The organism is Pedobacter gandavensis (assembly GCF_014172405.1).
Taxonomy (GTDB): domain Bacteria; phylum Bacteroidota; class Bacteroidia; order Sphingobacteriales; family Sphingobacteriaceae; genus Pedobacter; species Pedobacter gandavensis.
This window is the reverse complement of record NZ_WNXC01000004.1, coordinates 50398-67914: the sequence shown is the minus strand read 5'-3', so window position 1 is coordinate 67914 and position 17517 is coordinate 50398. Positions and strand designations below refer to the sequence as shown.

General features: G+C 41.1%; 10 protein-coding genes. 7 read left to right on the top strand and 3 right to left on the bottom strand.

Annotation, left to right across the window (positions count from 1 at the left end; translation table 11 throughout):
* Positions 1–3: 3 nt before the first annotated feature.
* The 6 genes from GM920_RS12595 to GM920_RS12570 all read left to right on the top strand — a co-directional run bounded on the left by GM920_RS12595 (position 4) and on the right by GM920_RS12570 (position 11528).
* On the top strand, positions 4–2796 hold the full coding sequence (locus GM920_RS12595) for a 2-oxoglutarate dehydrogenase E1 component (protein ID WP_182957737.1): 2793 nt from the start codon (positions 4–6) through the stop codon (positions 2794–2796).
* 20 nt (positions 2797–2816) lie between these two features.
* The gene (gene odhB, locus GM920_RS12590; protein ID WP_182957735.1) at positions 2817–4040 is read left to right on the top strand and encodes a 2-oxoglutarate dehydrogenase complex dihydrolipoyllysine-residue succinyltransferase; all 1224 of its coding nucleotides are present in this window, start codon (positions 2817–2819) and stop codon (positions 4038–4040) included.
* A 149-nt stretch (positions 4041–4189) separates the two neighbouring features.
* The gene (locus GM920_RS12585; protein ID WP_182957733.1) at positions 4190–4789 is read left to right on the top strand and encodes an RNA polymerase sigma factor; all 600 of its coding nucleotides are present in this window, start codon (positions 4190–4192) and stop codon (positions 4787–4789) included.
* A gap of 63 nt (positions 4790–4852) precedes the next feature.
* Entirely contained in the window at positions 4853–6076 is a 1224-nt protein-coding gene (locus tag GM920_RS12580) for a FecR family protein (RefSeq protein ID WP_182957732.1), read from the top strand.
* Positions 6077–6245: 169 nt separating this feature from the next.
* Positions 6246–9677: a TonB-dependent receptor gene (locus tag GM920_RS12575; protein ID WP_182957730.1), complete on the top strand. Its 3432-nt coding sequence runs from the start codon at positions 6246–6248 to the stop codon at positions 9675–9677.
* A gap of 21 nt (positions 9678–9698) precedes the next feature.
* Entirely contained in the window at positions 9699–11528 is a 1830-nt protein-coding gene (locus GM920_RS12570) for a RagB/SusD family nutrient uptake outer membrane protein (RefSeq protein ID WP_182957727.1), read from the top strand.
* A gap of 89 nt (positions 11529–11617) precedes the next feature.
* Here the strand turns inward: GM920_RS12570 and GM920_RS12565 are convergent, their stop codons facing one another.
* The 3 genes from GM920_RS12565 to GM920_RS12555 form a co-directional block, all read right to left on the bottom strand.
* Positions 11618–12352, bottom strand: a complete 735-nt coding sequence (locus tag GM920_RS12565; RefSeq protein WP_182957724.1) for a head GIN domain-containing protein — start codon at positions 12350–12352, stop codon at positions 11618–11620.
* A gap of 64 nt (positions 12353–12416) precedes the next feature.
* On the bottom strand, positions 12417–14075 hold the full coding sequence (locus GM920_RS12560; protein ID WP_182957722.1) for a M1 family metallopeptidase: 1659 nt from the start codon (positions 14073–14075) through the stop codon (positions 12417–12419).
* 6 nt (positions 14076–14081) lie between these two features.
* Positions 14082–15959 carry a CocE/NonD family hydrolase gene (locus GM920_RS12555; protein WP_182957719.1) on the bottom strand — a complete coding sequence of 626 codons (1878 nt, stop codon included), beginning with the start codon at positions 15957–15959 and terminating at the stop codon, positions 14082–14084.
* Positions 15960–16107: 148 nt separating this feature from the next.
* On the opposite strand from GM920_RS12555, the gene lpdA reads away from it, so the two are divergent.
* Complete coding sequence (gene lpdA, locus GM920_RS12550) at positions 16108–17514, top strand: dihydrolipoyl dehydrogenase (protein WP_182957716.1); 1407 nt, start codon at positions 16108–16110, stop codon at positions 17512–17514.
* Positions 17515–17517 lie beyond the last annotated feature (3 nt).

Below are 17517 nucleotides of genomic sequence, written 5' to 3'. Positions count from 1 at the left end.
ATAATGGATAATTTATCTTATCTCAGCGGCGAAAATGCCGAATACGTAGAGTCCCTTTATCAAGCATTTAAGGAAGATCCCAATTCGGTTGAATTTGGTTGGCAGAAATTTTTTGAAGGCTTTGACTTCGGCAGAAGCTCATCTCCGGTAACCGGAGAGGAAACGCCTGAACATTTCCTAAAAGAAGTTAGTGTTTTAAACATGATCAACGGTTACCGTCAGCGTGGCCACTTGTTTACTCACACGAACCCGGTTAGAGAAAGACGTAAGCATTTGCCGACTTTAGATCTGGTAAATTTCAATTTGTCTGATGCTGATCTGGATACTGTATTCAATGCAGGTATCGAGCTGGGAATCGGAGCGGTTAAATTAAGCGAAATCGTTGCTTTCTTAAACCAGACTTACTGCCGTTCTATCGGTGCGGAGTACAAGTACGTACGTACCCCGGAAGTATTGACCTGGATTGAGAAAAAAATGGAAAGTGTTCGCAATACGCCTAATTTCTCTATCGACGAAAAAACAAGAATCCTTACCAAATTGAATGAGGCTGTATGCTTTGAGAATTTCCTTGGAACAAAATTCCTTGGACAAAAAAGATTCTCTCTGGAAGGTGCTGAGGCATTAATCCCGGCATTGGACTCTGTGATTGAAAAGGGTGCTGCATTAGGTATTCAGGAATTTGTAATTGGTATGGCGCATCGTGGAAGGCTGAACGTTTTGGCTAACATCATGCAAAAGTCTTACAAGGATATTTTCGCTGAATTTGAAGGTAAAGGATATAGCGCAGAATCGCCGTTTGGTGGTGATGTGAAATATCACTTAGGTTATTCTACGGATGTAACCACCAATGATGGTAAAAATGTTCACTTGAGCTTATGCCCTAACCCTTCGCATCTGGAAACAGTAAACGGAGTGGTTGAAGGAATGACCAGGTCGAAAATAGATTTTAAATATGATGGTGATGATGCCCGTATAGCACCAATTCTGATTCATGGTGATGCTTCTATCGCTGGTCAGGGGATTGTTTATGAAGTGATTCAAATGGCTGGTTTAGATGGTTATAAAACCGGAGGTACCATTCACCTGATCATCAACAACCAGATTGGTTTTACCACCAACTATAAAGATGCACGTTCGAGTACTTATTGTACAGATATCGCTAAAGTAACTTTATCACCGGTTTTCCATGTAAATGGTGACGACGTAGAGGCTTTGGTTTATGCGATTAATCTGGCCATGGAGTACCGTCAGAAATATAAAAATGATGTGTTCATCGATATTTTATGCTACCGTAGATTCGGTCATAATGAGTCTGATGAGCCTAAATTTACCCAACCTTTATTGTACAAAGCGATTGAGCAACATGCAAATCCTCGTGATATCTATGTAGCACAATTGGTTAAAGAAGGTAAATTAGAAGCTACTGCTGCAAAAACAATGGAAAAAGAATTCCGTGGTATTTTGCAAGAAAGCTTAAATGACGCTAAAGCGATCACTTCTACGTATCAGGATGTGAAATTTGGTGGTGCATGGAAAGATATGCGTATTGCTACCGTAAAAGATTTCGAAACTTCTCCGAATACTTCAGTAGATGAGGCCACTTTATTGGAGGTAGCGAAAGCGATCTCTACGCTTCCTTCGGATAAAAAGTTCTTCAAGAAAATTGAGAAGCTTTTTGACGAGCGTAGCAAAATGGCCAATACGACACATGTGTTTGATTGGGCAATGGGCGAGCAATTGGCTTATGGTACTTTATTGGCCGAAGGCAAACGTGTTCGTTTGAGTGGTCAGGATGTGGAAAGAGGAACATTCTCTCACCGTCATGCGGTATTGACTTTGGAAGATTCTGAAGAAGAATATATCCCATTGGCACATGTATCAGCTAGTCAGGCTTCTTTTGATATTTACAATTCTCACTTGTCTGAGTATGGTGTATTGGGCTTTGAATATGGTTATGCCATGGCAAATCCAAATGCATTAACGATTTGGGAAGCACAGTTTGGTGATTTCTTCAATGGTGCTCAGATTGTAGTAGATCAATATATTGCCAGTGCGGAAACGAAATGGCAACGTGAAAATGGTTTGGTGATGTTATTGCCACATGGTTATGAAGGCCAAGGTCCGGAACACTCTTCCGCACGTATTGAGCGTTTCATGGAGCTTTGTGCAGACTATAACATGCAAGTTGCCAACTGTTCAACGCCTGCAAATTTCTTCCATGCGATCCGCAGACAATTTAAACGTGACTTCAGAAAACCATTGGTGATCTTTACACCAAAGAGTCTTTTACGTCACCCTGCCTGTGTTTCTAAATTAGCCGACTTTACGGAAGGTAAATTCCAGGAAGTGATTGATGATGCAAATGTGAAAGCAGCTGAAGTAACCAGAGTATTATTCTGTAGCGGTAAAATTTACTACGAGCTATTAGAAAAACAACAAAAAGATCAGGTTAAAAATGTGGCTATAGTAAGGGTAGAGCAATTGTACCCAACTCCGGTAGCACAGATGGAAGCTGTTTACGCTAAATATAAAAATGCTAAGGAAGCGGTTTGGGTTCAGGAAGAGCCTGAGAACATGGGCGCTTGGCCATATTTGTTGCGTAGGTTAAGAAAAACTATCTTTAGTGATATCGAAGTGATTTCAAGAAAAGAAAGTAGCAGTACAGCTTCTGGTTTTGCAAAACAACATGCGGATCAGCAAGCGTATATTTTAGCGAAATCTTTTGAAGTAGCTGTTTCTAAAACAGAGCAAGACATTGCTAAAAAGTCTGTGAGTAAAGTATATAATGTAGATTAGAAAAATATAATACATCAGTTATGAGTATAGAAATAAAAGTTCCGCCGGTAGGCGAGTCAATCACCGAAGTTGTTTTATCACGTTGGGTGAAAAATGATGGTGATGCAGTGGAAATGGATGAAGTGATTGCGGAATTAGAATCTGATAAAGCAACTTTTGAATTAACTGCAGAACAGGCTGGAACTTTAAAGATTGTTGCTGCTGAAGGGGATACCCTGGCTATTGGTGCAGTCGTTTGTAATATTGAAGAAGGTGGTGCTGCTCCTGCTGCTAAAGCAGAGGAAGCTCCTAAAGCTGTTGTTGCTGAAGATAAAGCTGCCGCTCCTGTGGCTGCTGCAAAATCTGGTGACAGCTATGCAACGGGTACGCCTTCTCCATCTGCTGGAAAAATCCTTGCAGAAAAAGGTGTTGATGCTGCGGCTGTAAAAGGTACAGGTGTTGACGGAAGAATCACTAAAGAAGATGCTTTAAAAGCAGAAAAAGCAAGCCCTAAAAAAGCGGCTGCTCCTGCTGCTGCTCCAGCTGTAACTGCGGTTGCAGGTGCAAGAGGAGAACGCAGACAAAAGATGTCGCCATTGCGTAAGACAGTTGCCAAACGTTTGGTAGCGGTGAAAAACGAAACGGCAATGTTGACTACTTTTAACGAGGTAAACATGAAGCCAATCATGGACCTTCGTTCGAAATATAAAGATCAGTTTAAAGAAAAATATGGTATTGGACTAGGTTTCATGAGTTTCTTCACTAAAGCAGTTTGTGAAGCAGCAAAAGATTTCCCTGCAGTAAATGCAAGAATCGATGGTGAAGAGGTAGTTTACAATGATTTTGTAGATGTTTCTATCGCTGTTTCTGCACCAAAAGGATTGGTTGTTCCAATCATTAGAAATGCAGAAAGCATGACTTTGGCTCAAATTGAGAAAACAGTTATTGAATTGGCGACTAAAGCTCGTGATAGCAAATTGACTATCGAAGAGATGACTGGTGGTACCTTTACAATCACTAACGGTGGTGTATTCGGTTCTATGATGTCTACGCCAATCATCAACTCTCCACAATCGGCAATTTTGGGTATGCACAATATCATTGAGCGTCCTATTGCAGAAAAAGGTGAAGTTGTGATTCGTCCGATGATGTATTTAGCATTGTCTTATGATCACCGTATCATTGATGGTAGAGAATCTGTAGGTTTCTTAGTAAGAGTGAAACAATTATTAGAAGATCCAGCTAGATTACTTTTAGGCATCTAAGCTTAATTTTTCAAGTATATGAAAAGAGGTTGCTTCATCTGTAAAAGATGAGCAACCTCTTTTTTTTGGAACTTAGGGAGGATTTAAAGGGCTGTTTATCTGAGTTAAGTTATTATATTTGGTTATCAACTTAGACAAATATATGCTGAATGGCTGAGCAACAGTTAGAAGATATTGGCCAAATAGAATTGCTACTTAAACTTAAAAACGGCGATGAATCTGTATTTACCCATTTTTATAAAATGTACAGTGGGCAGATGTATGTGAATATCCTGAAAATGGTGAAAGATGAACAAATTGCCGAAGAGTTGGTTCAGGAGCTTTTTACAAAAATCTGGCATAAAAGAGAACTGATCCATACCGTCGTCGATTTTAAGGCCTACCTCTATAAAACAGGACAAAATCTGGTTTACGATTTCTTTAGAAAGCTTCAGCGGAACCAGAAGATGCAGGAGCGATTTCGTAAGGTCGTTACTGAATATTATTCTCATATCGAAGAATCTTTGCATTTGAAACAGAGTGAAGAACTGCTGGAAAAGGCATTAAATAAATTATCTGTCCAGCAACGAAAAGTATATCAACTTTGTAAAATTGATGGCTATACCTATAAAGAAGCCGCAGAGGAAATGGGTATTTCTGTCCATACTGTCAAAGAGTATTTAACTAAAGCCAGTTTTTTAGTGAAAGAGTACCTGATGGGGCACCTCGATATCTCGCTGAGTATCCTGCTCTTTTTATTGCTGAAATAAAAAATAAATAGCCCCCCCCTATATTCTTTTTTGAGGCGTCTTTAGTCAAAGAATGCTTTATATATGGAGGATCATATTTTAACGGAATTTCATAGGTTATTGAATAATCAATGCTCTGAAGCAGAACTTGAGGCCTTCCTTGACAAAGTAAAAGAGGATCAATATCAGGAAATTTATGGTCAGTTAATTCGGAATACCCTAGCTAAGGAGGTTTTTCCAGCGGAAATTGATGCAGGTGTTCAGGAACGACTTGACCAGCGATTGGCTCTTATTTTATCGAAGTCGAAAGCTGAACAAAGCGTTCAAAGCAATCCGCGCATCATTTTAAAAGCACCGATGAAATACCGGGTCTTTAAATACCTGGCGGCGGCCTCCATTTTATTGATTGTGGCTGTTGGATTGGTGTTTTTTGGCCATCAAAAATTCTTAAAATCAGGGGATGGGCTTGCCAGCAAAATGATTGCTCCTGGTGGTAACAAAGCAATATTAACCCTTTCGGATGGCTCCCAGTTGTTTTTGAATGATATTAAAAACGGTAATCTGGCTCAAGAATCTGGAATTTCCATTGTAAAAACCAAGGATGGAGAATTAATTTATCAAACGTTGGGAGATCCGAAAGCAGGTCAGGTTTCTGAGCTGCCTGCTCCTGAAAAATATAATATTTTGGAAACTCCTAAAGGGGGACAATACCAGATCATACTACCAGATGGGACTAAAGTGTGGCTGAATGCCGCTTCCACGCTGAGGTTTCCTGCAAGTTTTGCTAAGCTTGAAAAACGGGAGGTGTTGCTCAGTGGGGAAGCTTATTTCGAAGTAGCCAAAGACAAACTAAAGCCATTTAAGGTGACGGCGGTGGGTGCTGCTGGTTTAACAGAAGGGGTGGAGGTATTAGGTACACATTTTAATATCAGCAGCTATCCGGATGAATCTAATCTTAAAACCACCTTGCTGGAAGGTGCGGTAAGAATTGGAAATCAGGTATTAGCACCAGGGCAGCAATCGGTCAGGACTCCTGCAGGGTTGAAAATCAAACAAATCGATGTCGAGGAAGTGATTGCCTGGAAGAATGGTTTTTTTGTTTTCGAAAACGACAACCTGGAAGGGATCCTAAAGAAGTTATCGCGCTGGTATGATGTCGATATTGTCTATGATGGTAGCCTCAACCATGTAAAAGTGATCGGATCCGTATCCCGGGATAAAAATTTAGAGGAGGTACTTCGTCTGCTCGAAAAAACAGACAAATTCAAATTTAAATTAAAAGGAAGGAGGGTTTTCGTGATGCCATAATGCTACTAGATTACGCTTACTAACCCCTAAAAAAGCCGGAGTGTTCACAGCACTCCGGCTTATAAAAGTTTGGATTAGTCTGCCAATTACGTTCAAATAATTTATCTGCAACCGAAGATGAAGGGGTATTCTTTTGTCCTCATTTTCCTAAACCAAACTAACCAAATGTATGAAAATTTACGATTTTAAATCGTACTGGAATTCCAGTATGGGAAAGAAAATTATACTCAGCATGAAGCTTACTGTTATACTGCTAACCACAGTTCTACTGCATGTCAACGCCAGCACCATTGCTCAGAAAAAAGTAACCCTCTCCGAGACCAATGCGAAGCTTGAAACAGTTTTAAAGTCAATAAAAAAACAAACGGGTTATAACCTGCTCATTATCTCCACCAATATTGATGCAGCAAAACCAGTCACCATAAATGTTAAAAAAGCTTCCTTAGAAGCGGTTTTGGCCACTTGTTTTATCAATCAACCTTTAACCTATGTGTTAGAGCCAGGAACTATCATTGTTAAAGAAAGAGCATCCTTACCCGTGAAAAAGAGTATGGTATCTTTTAAAGTATCCGGATCGGTAAAAGATGAAATGGAGTTGCCGATACCAGGTGTTTCTGTTCGCGTCATGGGAACAGACAAGGGCACTGTGACCGGTAATACCGGTAAATATTCCATTGAGGTGGAGTTAAAGGACAGTTTGATATTTGCTTATGTCGGTTATAAAACACAAAAAGTTGCTGTGCGTGGAATAGATGATATCAACGTGGTATTGCGTGCAGAAGAAAATAACCTGAAAGATGTAGTGGTGGTGGGCTATGGTACACAGAAAAAAGAAAGTGTAGTAAGTTCCATTAGCAGTGTAAAGGGGGAACAATTGAGGTTTCCAACCCGGGATTTAACCAATAATATTGCAGGTCAGGTGTCTGGCGTACTTGCTATTCAGCGTTCCGGAGAACCTGGTTATGACAATTCCGAGTTTTGGATCAGAGGGATCAGTACATTTGCCGGGGGAAGTTCTCCCTTGATTTTAGTAGATGGGGTACCCAGAAAAATCAGTGATATTGAACCCGACGAAATTGAGACCTTCTCCGTATTGAAAGATGCAGCAGCAACGGCTGTATACGGGGCAGAAGGGGCGAATGGTGTTATTTTGATTACCTCAAAAAGAGGAAAAGTTCAAAAGGCGGTGATCTCTTTTAGAACAGAACATAGCATTGCCAAACCGACGAGATTACCTGAATTTGTAGGTTCCGTAGATTACTTGAATTTATACAATGAAGCCTTGGCAAATGATGGCTTATCGCCGATATTTTCTGAAGAGTTGATCGATAAATACCGTAATCAGGTGGATCCGGATCTTTATCCAAATACCAATTGGATGGATGAGTTGTTGAAAAAAACAACCGCAAATCATAGGTATACCCTAAATGCCCGTGGCGGGACAGAAAAAGCGCGGTATTTTGTGTCCGGTGCTTATTACGGAGAAAGTGGCATTTTTAAAGATGACCCGAGCAATAGATATGATACCAATATCGGCCTGAAAAGATACAACCTGAGAAGTAATGTAGATCTGGATGTTTCTAAATCTACTACCGTTAGTGTAGACCTAAGTGGACAGTATTTAATGACCAATTATCCGGGGATTGGTACGGGTAGTATTTTCCGTCAAATGTTATTGACGCCACCCTATGTTTTTCCTGCAGTATATAGTGATGGAACCATTGCGACCTATAGACAGGAACGTGATGCCAACATGCGAAATCCATACAATCAACTGATGAATTCTGGTTATGCGAAAGAATGGAGAAGTGGGATACAGTCTAATGTGCGTATCGTTCAGAAATTAAATTTTATCACCGAGGGACTTTCTTTAAGGGGAAATGTTAGTTATGACTATGACGGTTTTTTTGGTTCTCGCCGTTCCTATAATCCGAGTCGTTACTTCGCCACGGGCAGAGATGCAAATGGTAAATTGATCTTTTCAAAGACCTTTTCTGGAACTCCGGATCTGGGAGCCGCAGGCGCATCGAGCAGCTCAGTAAAGAAAATTTATATGGAAAGCTCATTGAACTATAACCGAACTTTTGGAAAGCATACCTTAGGTGCAATGGGCTTATACATGCAAAAGGAAACCCAGAATCATGATGACCCGCTACCCTTTAGAAAGCAAAGTGTGGTGGGTAGGGTAACCTACGGATATGACGACCGCTATTTTGTGGAAGGGAACTTCGGTTATACCGGGAGTGAGGCTTTTGCAAAGGAATTCCGCTTTGGATTTTTTCCAGCTGTTGGTGTTGGCTATCAGGTGTCTAATGAGAAATTTTATCCGGAGGCCTTGAAACAGGTACTTTCAAACTTGAAATTACGCGCTTCCATCGGACGTACGGGGAATGACAATACGGGGACAGCAAGATTTCTATATCGCCCAACCTATACCATGGATGCCGCAGGTTTTAACCAGGGAATAAGTTCTGCAGGAGGTGTAAATGGCTTAGGAGCTGGAATTGTGGAAGGTAGATTTGAAGCACCATATTTGGTTTGGGAGATTGAAGACAAACAAAATTATGGTGTTAACCTGGGGCTGTTTAATGGAAGAATTGAGATTGAAGCAGATTATTTTAAATCTGAAAGATCGGGGATCTTACTTCAAAGAAAGACCATTCCAAATCTGGCAGGTTTTAGATCGGCACCATGGCAAAATTTTGGTAAGGTAAAGAATCACGGAATTGATGGGACAATTAATGCCCGACAAAATTTCGGGGAGTTTAAACTGAGTGGTAGAGGTACTTTTACCTTTGCCAGAAACAAAATCACCGAGTTTGATGAACTGAAACAACCGTATCCATGGATGGCTACGACCGGGACAAGAGTTGGAGAGCAGGTGCTTTACATTGCGGATGGACTTTACACCAACGACGATTTTACAATCAGCAACAACAGCAATGGAACTAAATCCTACAAGCTTAAACCAGGCTTGCCAACGCCAACGCTAGGAGGTTTAATAGGCCCGGGAGACATCAAGTATAAAGATCTAAACGGGGATGGAAAAATCGACGCCTATGACAGGCAAAGAGGTGGTCATTCTTATCCGGATAAGCCAGAAATTGTCTATGGTTTTGGATTAAATGCAGAGTATAAAGGCTTTTATGCCAGCGCATTTTTTCAGGGAACTTCCAATACCTCAGTTATCCTTGGCGGTGCAACCCCAGAAGGTTGGTATCCTTTTGCCTGGGGAAATGACCAGTCTAACTATAGAACTTTCGCTTTAGACAGGTGGACTGAAGCCAATCCGAATCAAAATGCATTGATGCCGAGAATCCACAGTGGGGGTACAAATAACGCGAACAATACCGTAGCCAGCACATTCTGGCTCAGGAGCGGTAATTTCCTACGATTAAAAAACGTAGAGGTTGGTTACAACTTACCGAAGTCGTTTTTAAAGAAAGTCCTGTTGCAAACGGCTAGAGTTTATGTCATGGGTTATAATCTGGGTGTTTGGGACGATGTGAAATATTGGGATCCTGAAGTTGGGAATGCCAATGGAGGAAATGCCTATCCACTGCCAAGTACTTACACCTTCGGTTTAGAAGTTACTTTTTAAAACCCCTTAAAAAAGAGAAACATGAAATTAAAAATATGGGTTATTGTAATTTTCTTAATGTCAGCTATGGCTGCTTGTAAGAAAAGTTATTTAGATGTATCAAATGAATTGGCAGGGGGCTTAACCTCCACAGATCAGATTTTTGACAATCCGGGTTATACCAAACGATGGTATGCCAATGTCATGTCTGGAGTTCCCGATTATTCTACCATCATTGGTGTTGGTATGAACGGGATTCAAAACCCATGGACATCGATGACTGATGAGGTCATAGCGGGCTATGGGGATGCAGCAAGGTATAATATTTCTGCTAAGAACAGCATAACTATGGGCTTTCAAAGATGGGGAACCTTATATCCCTTGATCCGACAGGCAAATATTTTCCTGGAAAAGGCGAAGCCAATTTTAGCGACTGGAACGGATGCAGATCAGCTGACAGAGGCTGAATTTAAAACCATGAAAGCCAATACATTGTTCATGCGTGCCTATTATCATTATTTGTTGTTTGAGCAATATGGACCTATTCCAATTCTTGATCGTGTGCTTGCACCTACGGATGATTTGGATTTGCCAAGACAATCTGTGGATGATGTGGTTGCTTTTATTGATAAGGAATTGACCAATGCCGCGACTTTATTACCACAGTCGGCGATTACAGATGAACAATATTTAGCTAATCCCACTAAAGGAGTGGCTCTGGCAGTGAAAGCGAAATTATGGATGTACGCCGCTAGTCCTTTGTTAAATGGGGGATATGCACCAGCTTTAAGCCTGGTGAATCCAGACGGGAAAAAGTTATTCCCAGCAAAAGATCCTGCGAAATGGGCGAAAGCTGTTAACGCATTGAAGGAATTTATAGATTTTGCGGAACAGGGAAATTATGAGTTGTATAAAGCGTATACCAACGGTGTACTTGATCCTGATAAATCTGTGTATGATCTTTTCCAGGTGTATAACAAGGAGATCATTTGGGCGACTTCAAAGAATGGATTTGGAGGGATGGATGGGGATCAGTTAGATCGCCGATCTACCCCTAGAAGCGAACCTAACGGTTTAGGAAGCACGGGTGTGTTGCAGGAATTGGTGGATGATTTCTATATGAAAGATGGTTTGCCGATAAATAATGCTGGATTTTTACCTGCCTCCCCATTGTATTCAGAGGCTGGTAAAAGCGCTTATAATGGCGTTAATGTATCCAATATGTACATCAATAGGGAAGCACGTTTTTACAATACGGTATTTTTTGCCGGAAGGAAATGGCACATTTCAAATAAAGAGATTAATTTCTTTGTGGGTTCTCCTAATGACCGCAGTGGTCAGTATACTGTGAGTGGTTATATGCTTTATAAACGTTTCAATAGGAAAGTACATAAAACCAGTCCGGGGGTTGCCAGTGTATTCAGGCCTTCTATTGTTTTCAGGTTAGCAGAATTCCATTTGCTATATGCTGAGGCTTTGAATGAAGTTGATCCTTCAAATGCATTGATCCTTAAATATGTGAATTTGGTTCGGGAAAGAGCTGGTATTCCTCAATTAGAAGTTCTTAACCCTTCGATTTCCGGAAATCAGGAGCTTCAAAGAGCAGCGATCAGAAGAGAAAGCAGGGTAGAGCTTTGTACAGAAGGGCAGCGCTATTTTGATGTGAGGCGCTGGATGATTGCCGAGAATCCTTCCGGAAAAGATAAACAAGGTGGAAGTTTTTATGGGATGAACATGAACGGTGATGCAAATACATTTTTTCAGAGGTCAGTGGTAGAAACCAGGGTTTTTGAAACGAAACAATATCTTCAGCCGATTGCCTATAATGAATTAGAGAAAGGAAAAAATCTGGTACAGAATCCAGGTTGGTAATATAAAAGGCCCTGAAATTATTACTTCAGGGCCTTTTTGAATTATTTTAAGCGTTTCCCAATTATAGGAATAGCTTTCTGTTTTTTTGATTAGTCAGTTTTTCTTAGTTTCCCAGAACCTGCTAATGCTTTTTTTATGGTCGGGTTACCAGCGTAATTGATGTTTCCAGAGCCACTGATTGCAGCAGTCAGGCTTTCTTTAGCACCGATATAAATTGATCCGGAACCACTAACATGCGCCTCAACATGATCTGCAGAGAGTGCTCTACCATTGAAATTTCCAGATCCGCTAATGGCTACTGTTGCTGTTTTTGCTTTTCCACTAATGTTCAGTACGCCGGAGCCACTGATAGAAGATTGGAAGCTTTGGCAGTTTACAGTTGCTTTGATATTTCCGGAGCCACTAATTGCTGTACTGAATGCATCAGCACTGATGGCTTGTTCTACTTCAATATTCCCTGAACCTGACACGGCTAAACTGGTTAACTTTTTAGCGGTGATGTAAGCAGTAACTTTAGAGTTGTTAAACTTTTTGAACCATTCTTTCCATTGTGATCTTTTAGGTCTGATGGTTAAAGTTCCATCTTTTACTTCTGAAGTCAGCTCATCTATGGCCTCCTGATCACCTTCCAGCCTTAAGCTTTCCGTATTTCCAAGTTTCACATAAACTTTAAGGGAACCACCAATGGCTATTCCATTGAAGTTGCTCACTTGTCTGTCTTCTTTTAAAAGGTGAGAAGCGCTGATTCTTATGGGGTTTTTAGCTTGGCTACCTAGCCCAAGACTTAATAATGCGATGGTGAATAGTAAACTTAATTTTTTCATATTGTTTTTCGGTTTTCTATAAGACGCCATGCAATTCCAATTTGTTGCAGAATTGCGCGATTATTTAAAAAATATTTTTAGTTTTTATATAAAAGTTAGGGTCTACTTTGAAATTATCCTTGGTTATTTCGGCTGTTAAGGGGATGGTTTTCCATTTATTACTTGGGTAAATGAAAGAGAATTCCCCTGGTTTCAAGCTTACTTTTACCGGCATATCGAAATCTTTTATGGTATCCGTCCAGCGGTAAGTCAATTTATTTCCATCGATTTTATATTCAAGAACAGGCACCATAGTGGTTCGTAAATATTGATCAAAGACTTTTTTGAGCTTTAATCCGCTTTGTTTGGCGATATAGTTTTCTATTTCTGCGGTGGTAACGGTTTTATGGTAAAAGGTTTTGTTCATACCCCTCAGGATGTTCCTGAACTTTTCATCATCGTTGATTAGTTGTCTGATGGTATGCACCATATTGGCTCCTTTATAATACATATCTCCCGAGCCTTCATGGTTGACGCCATAAGTACCAATGATGGGAATGTCATTTGCAATGGCTTTTCTGATGCCAATGACATAGGCTGAACCTGCTTCTTTTCCTTGTGTGGACTCCGTAAACAGGGCTTCAGAATAATTGGTGAAGCTTTCATGGATCCACATATCGGCAATATCTTTGGAGGTGATGTTGTTTCCAAACCATTCATGACCGCTTTCATGAACAGTAATAAAATCGAACTTCATACCATAGCCAGAACCGGAAAGGTCTCGGCCCAAATAACCTTTTTTAAACTGGTTACCATAGGCGACTGCGCTTTGGTGTTCCATTCCGAGGTGTGGGGCCTGCACCAGCTTATAGCCATCTTCATAAAATGGATAAGGGCCAAACCAATGTTCGAATGATTTGAGCATGGGCTTCACATCAGCATCCCAGTGTGGACGTGCTTTGGCACTGTCTTCTTTTAAAGACCAGTAGTCAATGCTAAGTTTTCCTTTTTCCCCTGGGAACTCATCGCTCCAGTGCGCATATTTTCCGATGTATAGGGCAACATTATAGTTGTTGATGGGATTGCTCACAAACCAGTTGTATTGGGTATAGCCATCAGGTTTTTCCACTACACTTCTTAGGCGACCATTAGAAACGTCCTGAAGATCTTTAGGTACGCTGATGCTGATCATCATGCTGTCTACTTCATCGCTTTGATGGTCTTTGGTAGGCCACCAACTGCTTGCACCTAATCCCTGACATGCCATCGATACCCATGGGTTTCCAGATTTGTCTTTGCTGAAAATGAATCCGCCATCCCATGGTGGGGTTTTGGCAATGATGGGGTTACCGGAGTAAAATACCGTAAAACTTTCTTTACTGCCTTTTTTTATGGTTTCTGGGAAGGTCACAAACACGGCATTGAACTCTCTTGTGAAAGGGAGTTCTTGATTTTTGTAGACTACTTTTTCCACTTTCAGGTTGGCAAACAGGTCAAATTGAAGCTTGTTGAAATTTTGTGTGGCCGTAAAGCGAAATTCATTGCTACCAGAGATGGACTTCTGATCAATGTCTACTTTAACATCCAGGTGATAGTAATTGATATCGTAGCAGCTGCGCAAAGGGCTTAAAGTACCTCTTAGAGTATCTGCGCGACTAAATGCTGGTTTTGGCTTCATCAACTGAGCCTTAGCCAGCTGATTGATACTGGCTAGGGTCAGGAATAGGTATAAAATCTTTTTCATCTTAAATTAGGGCTTTAACAGGGTTACTGAAATCGCTGAGGCATTGTTGGCATCGTGGTAAATGCGGTGGGTAGCTTTTTTGAAATCGCTGTCCGCAGCATGGTAAATATCGGTGAAAACTTGTGGGTTTCTATCGACCAATGGGAACCAGGAGTTTTGAACCTGGATCATAATGCGGTGTCCTTTTTTGAAGGTATGCGCCACATCAGGCAGACTATAATTTACTTTGGTGATTTGTCCAGGGGTAAATGGTTCTGGTTTCTCGAAACTATTTCTGAATTTTCCGCGCATGACTTCGCCACGCACTAACATTTGATAGCCACCCATGATGATGTTCTTAGGGTTTGGCACCATTGCCTGTGCATCTTCCGGATAAACATCAATCAGTTTAACGACATAGTCTGCATCTGTTCCTGTAGTAGAAACGACCAGGTTTGCCATTAGCGGGCCTGCCATGGTCAGGTCTTCAGTCAATATTGCAGTTTGAAAAACCTGAACATCTGGTCTGCGGGCAGCAAAGCGCTGGTCATCGATCATGTATTCTCTGGTTCTTCTCGCTTGCACGCCATCCTGATAAGGAACTGGTGCATTTGGGTCACTTTCATATTGGTTAAAGCTTTCCGGAGCTGTTGGTTTTTCGAAGCTCAAACGTCCTTCAGGTTGGAAGTAAAGGGTTTTGTTTTCTGTGTTTCTTGGCGGCCAGGTTTCGAAACCTTTCCATTCATTGCTTCCTGTGACAAAGATATTGGCTTCTGCAAGTTTAGCATCCGGGGCATCTTTCAGGTATTGCATGAAGAATGGGAATTCCAGAGTTTTCTGATAGCTGGTGCTGGTCGCTTGTCCGAATTTGATGTCTCCGAAGCTTTCTCCGGTACTTCTTGACCAGCCACCATGGAACCATGGGCCCATCACAAGGTTATTTTTTGCAGTAGGGTTTTGATCTTCAATTGCTTTATAAGTATGTAATGCACCATAAACGTCTTCGGCATCAAAAAATCCACCAACTACCAAAACCGCTGGTTTTACACCTTTTAAATGCGGTCTGATGTTCCTGTTTTTCCAGAACTCATCGTAATTACCATGTGCCATCAGGTCATTCCAGAACTGAATGCTATCAGCAAAGTATTTTTCCTTTACGTTTTTCAGGGCACCTAAATCCAGGTAAAAACGGTAATTGTCGGTGATTCCATAGTGGAAAGGTTTAGGTCCTTTATCCGGGGTGATTGGTTTTGGTCTCGGTACGCCAAAAGAGGAGTAAAAGCTAAAGGCATCTGCCAGCATAAAAGCACCATTGTGGTGAAAGTCATCTCCCAAAAACCAGTCGGTAACGGGTGCTTGCGGTGACACCGCCTTCAAAGCTTTATGAGCGCCTGGCAATGCTGCTGAGGAGTAGAATCCAGGGTAGGAGGTACCATATATTCCGGCTTTGCCATTGTTATCCGGGATGTTTTTAAGGAGCCAATCAATGGTATCATAGGTATCGGAGCTCTCGTCAATGTCTTTTTTGCTTTTTTTATGGTCATTATGTGGCCTTACATCAACAAATTCACCTTCACTCATCCATTTTCCGCGGACATCCTGGTACACGAAAATAAAACCTTCTCTAAGAAATAATGGAGATGGGCCAAGGCTGGTTTTGTATTTGTCTTCACCATATGGAGCAACCGTATAAGGGGTTCTATTGATCATGAAGGGGTATTTATTCTTTTTATCCTTGGGGATATAAATGGCAGTAAACAGTTTAATGCCGTCGCGCATTGGAATATTGCGTTCAATTTTTGTGTAATTCTGGCGTACATACGCGGAATCAGACAGCTGTGCGAAGCCGGAGGTGCCTGTGAAAAGCAGCAGGACGGCCAGCCATGTTAATTTAAAGCGGGTCATGTTCGGTATTGTTTTTATGGAGGCTTAAATATACAGAAATCGTTACTTGATTTTTGGGTATGTAACATTAAAGATGAGGAAAGAATAGGTTTTAGGGGGATAATTAGGATAGGTTTATTAACTTTGTTCCACAAAAAAAAACCTTAATATGCAATACGATGTAGTTGTTATTGGCTCGGGCCCGGGCGGTTATGTTGGCGCAATCAGATGTGCTCAACTTGGCTTAAAAACGGCAGTGATAGAAAAATATAAAACTTTTGGCGGAACCTGCTTAAACGTAGGTTGTATTCCTTCAAAAGCATTGTTAGACTCTTCAGAGCATTTTCACAATGCTGCACATACTTTCCAGACTCATGGAATTAACCTTAAAGATCTGAGCGTGGATATGCCACAGATGATCGCGCGTAAGGATGATGTAGTTGCTCAGAATACTGCCGGAATTCAATACCTCTTCAAAAAAAATAAAATTGATTCTTTCCAGGGACTGGGTTCTTTCGTTGACAAGAACACGATTCTTATCACTAAAGAAGACGGAAGTACAGAAACAATTACGGCTAAAAATGTGATCATTGCTTCAGGTTCTAAGCCAACAGCATTGCCATTTTTACCAATCGATAAAAAGAGAATCATTACTTCAACGGAAGCATTGAACATCAAAGAAGTACCAAAAGAAATGGTAGTTATTGGTGGTGGTGTAATCGGATTAGAGTTGGGTTCTGTTTACGCACGTTTAGGTACGAAAGTATCTGTAGTTGAATTCATGCCTTCTATCATTGGGACCATGGATGCAGGTTTAGGAAAAGAATTGCAACGTGTGTTGAAAAAATCTCTGGGCATGGAGTTCTTTATGGGTCATAAAGTAACTGGTGCAACAACTAAAGGCGAACGTGTAACGGTGACTGCTGAAAACTCAAAAGGTGCTGTAGTTAGTCTTGAGGCTGATTATTGTATCGTTGCAGTGGGTCGTACGGCTTATACTGAAGGATTAGGATTAGAGAATATTGGCATCAAAACAGAAGATCGCGGTAACAAGATCCCTGTAAATGAGCATTTAGAAACTTCGGTTCCTGGTGTTTATGCGATTGGTGACGTAATTAAAGGTGCAATGCTTGCACACAAAGCAGAAGATGAAGGTATTTATGTTGCGGAAACTTTAGCCGGACAAAAACCACACATCAACTACAACCTGATTCCAGGTGTGGTGTATACCTGGCCAGAAGTAGCTTCAGTAGGTTTTACAGAGGAGCAACTGAAAGAAAAAGGTACTGCTTATAAAGCAGGTTCATTCCCTTTCAAAGCAAGTGGACGTGCAAAAGCAAGTATGGATACGGATGGTTTCGTAAAAGTATTGGCAGATGCAACTACTGATGAGATTTTAGGTGTACACATGATTGGTCCACGTGCAGCAGATATGATTGCTGAGGCTGTGGTAGCTATGGAATTCCGTGCTTCAGCAGAAGACATTGCAAGAATTTGCCATGCGCACCCAACTTATACAGAAGCATTAAAAGAAGCGGCTATGGCTGCAACAGAAAACAGAGCAATCCATATTTAATTG

Excerpts from the sequence above, each read along its gene's own strand:
- lpdA (WP_182957716.1), top strand. The coding sequence starts at position 16,108 with ATGCAATACGATGTAGTTGTTATTGGCTCGGGCCCGGGCGGTTATGTT.
- GM920_RS12555 (WP_182957719.1), bottom strand. The coding sequence starts at position 15,959 with ATGACCCGCTTTAAATTAACATGGCTGGCCGTCCTGCTGCTTTTCACA.
- GM920_RS12595 (WP_182957737.1), top strand. The coding sequence starts at position 4 with ATGGATAATTTATCTTATCTCAGCGGCGAAAATGCCGAATACGTAGAG.
- GM920_RS12585 (WP_182957733.1), top strand. The coding sequence starts at position 4,190 with ATGGCTGAGCAACAGTTAGAAGATATTGGCCAAATAGAATTGCTACTT.
- GM920_RS12570 (WP_182957727.1), top strand. The coding sequence starts at position 9,699 with ATGAAATTAAAAATATGGGTTATTGTAATTTTCTTAATGTCAGCTATG.
- odhB (WP_182957735.1), top strand. The coding sequence starts at position 2,817 with ATGAGTATAGAAATAAAAGTTCCGCCGGTAGGCGAGTCAATCACCGAA.
- GM920_RS12560 (WP_182957722.1), bottom strand. The coding sequence starts at position 14,075 with ATGAAAAAGATTTTATACCTATTCCTGACCCTAGCCAGTATCAATCAG.
- GM920_RS12580 (WP_182957732.1), top strand. The coding sequence starts at position 4,853 with ATGGAGGATCATATTTTAACGGAATTTCATAGGTTATTGAATAATCAA.
- GM920_RS12575 (WP_182957730.1), top strand. The coding sequence starts at position 6,246 with ATGAAAATTTACGATTTTAAATCGTACTGGAATTCCAGTATGGGAAAG.
- GM920_RS12565 (WP_182957724.1), bottom strand. The coding sequence starts at position 12,352 with ATGAAAAAATTAAGTTTACTATTCACCATCGCATTATTAAGTCTTGGG.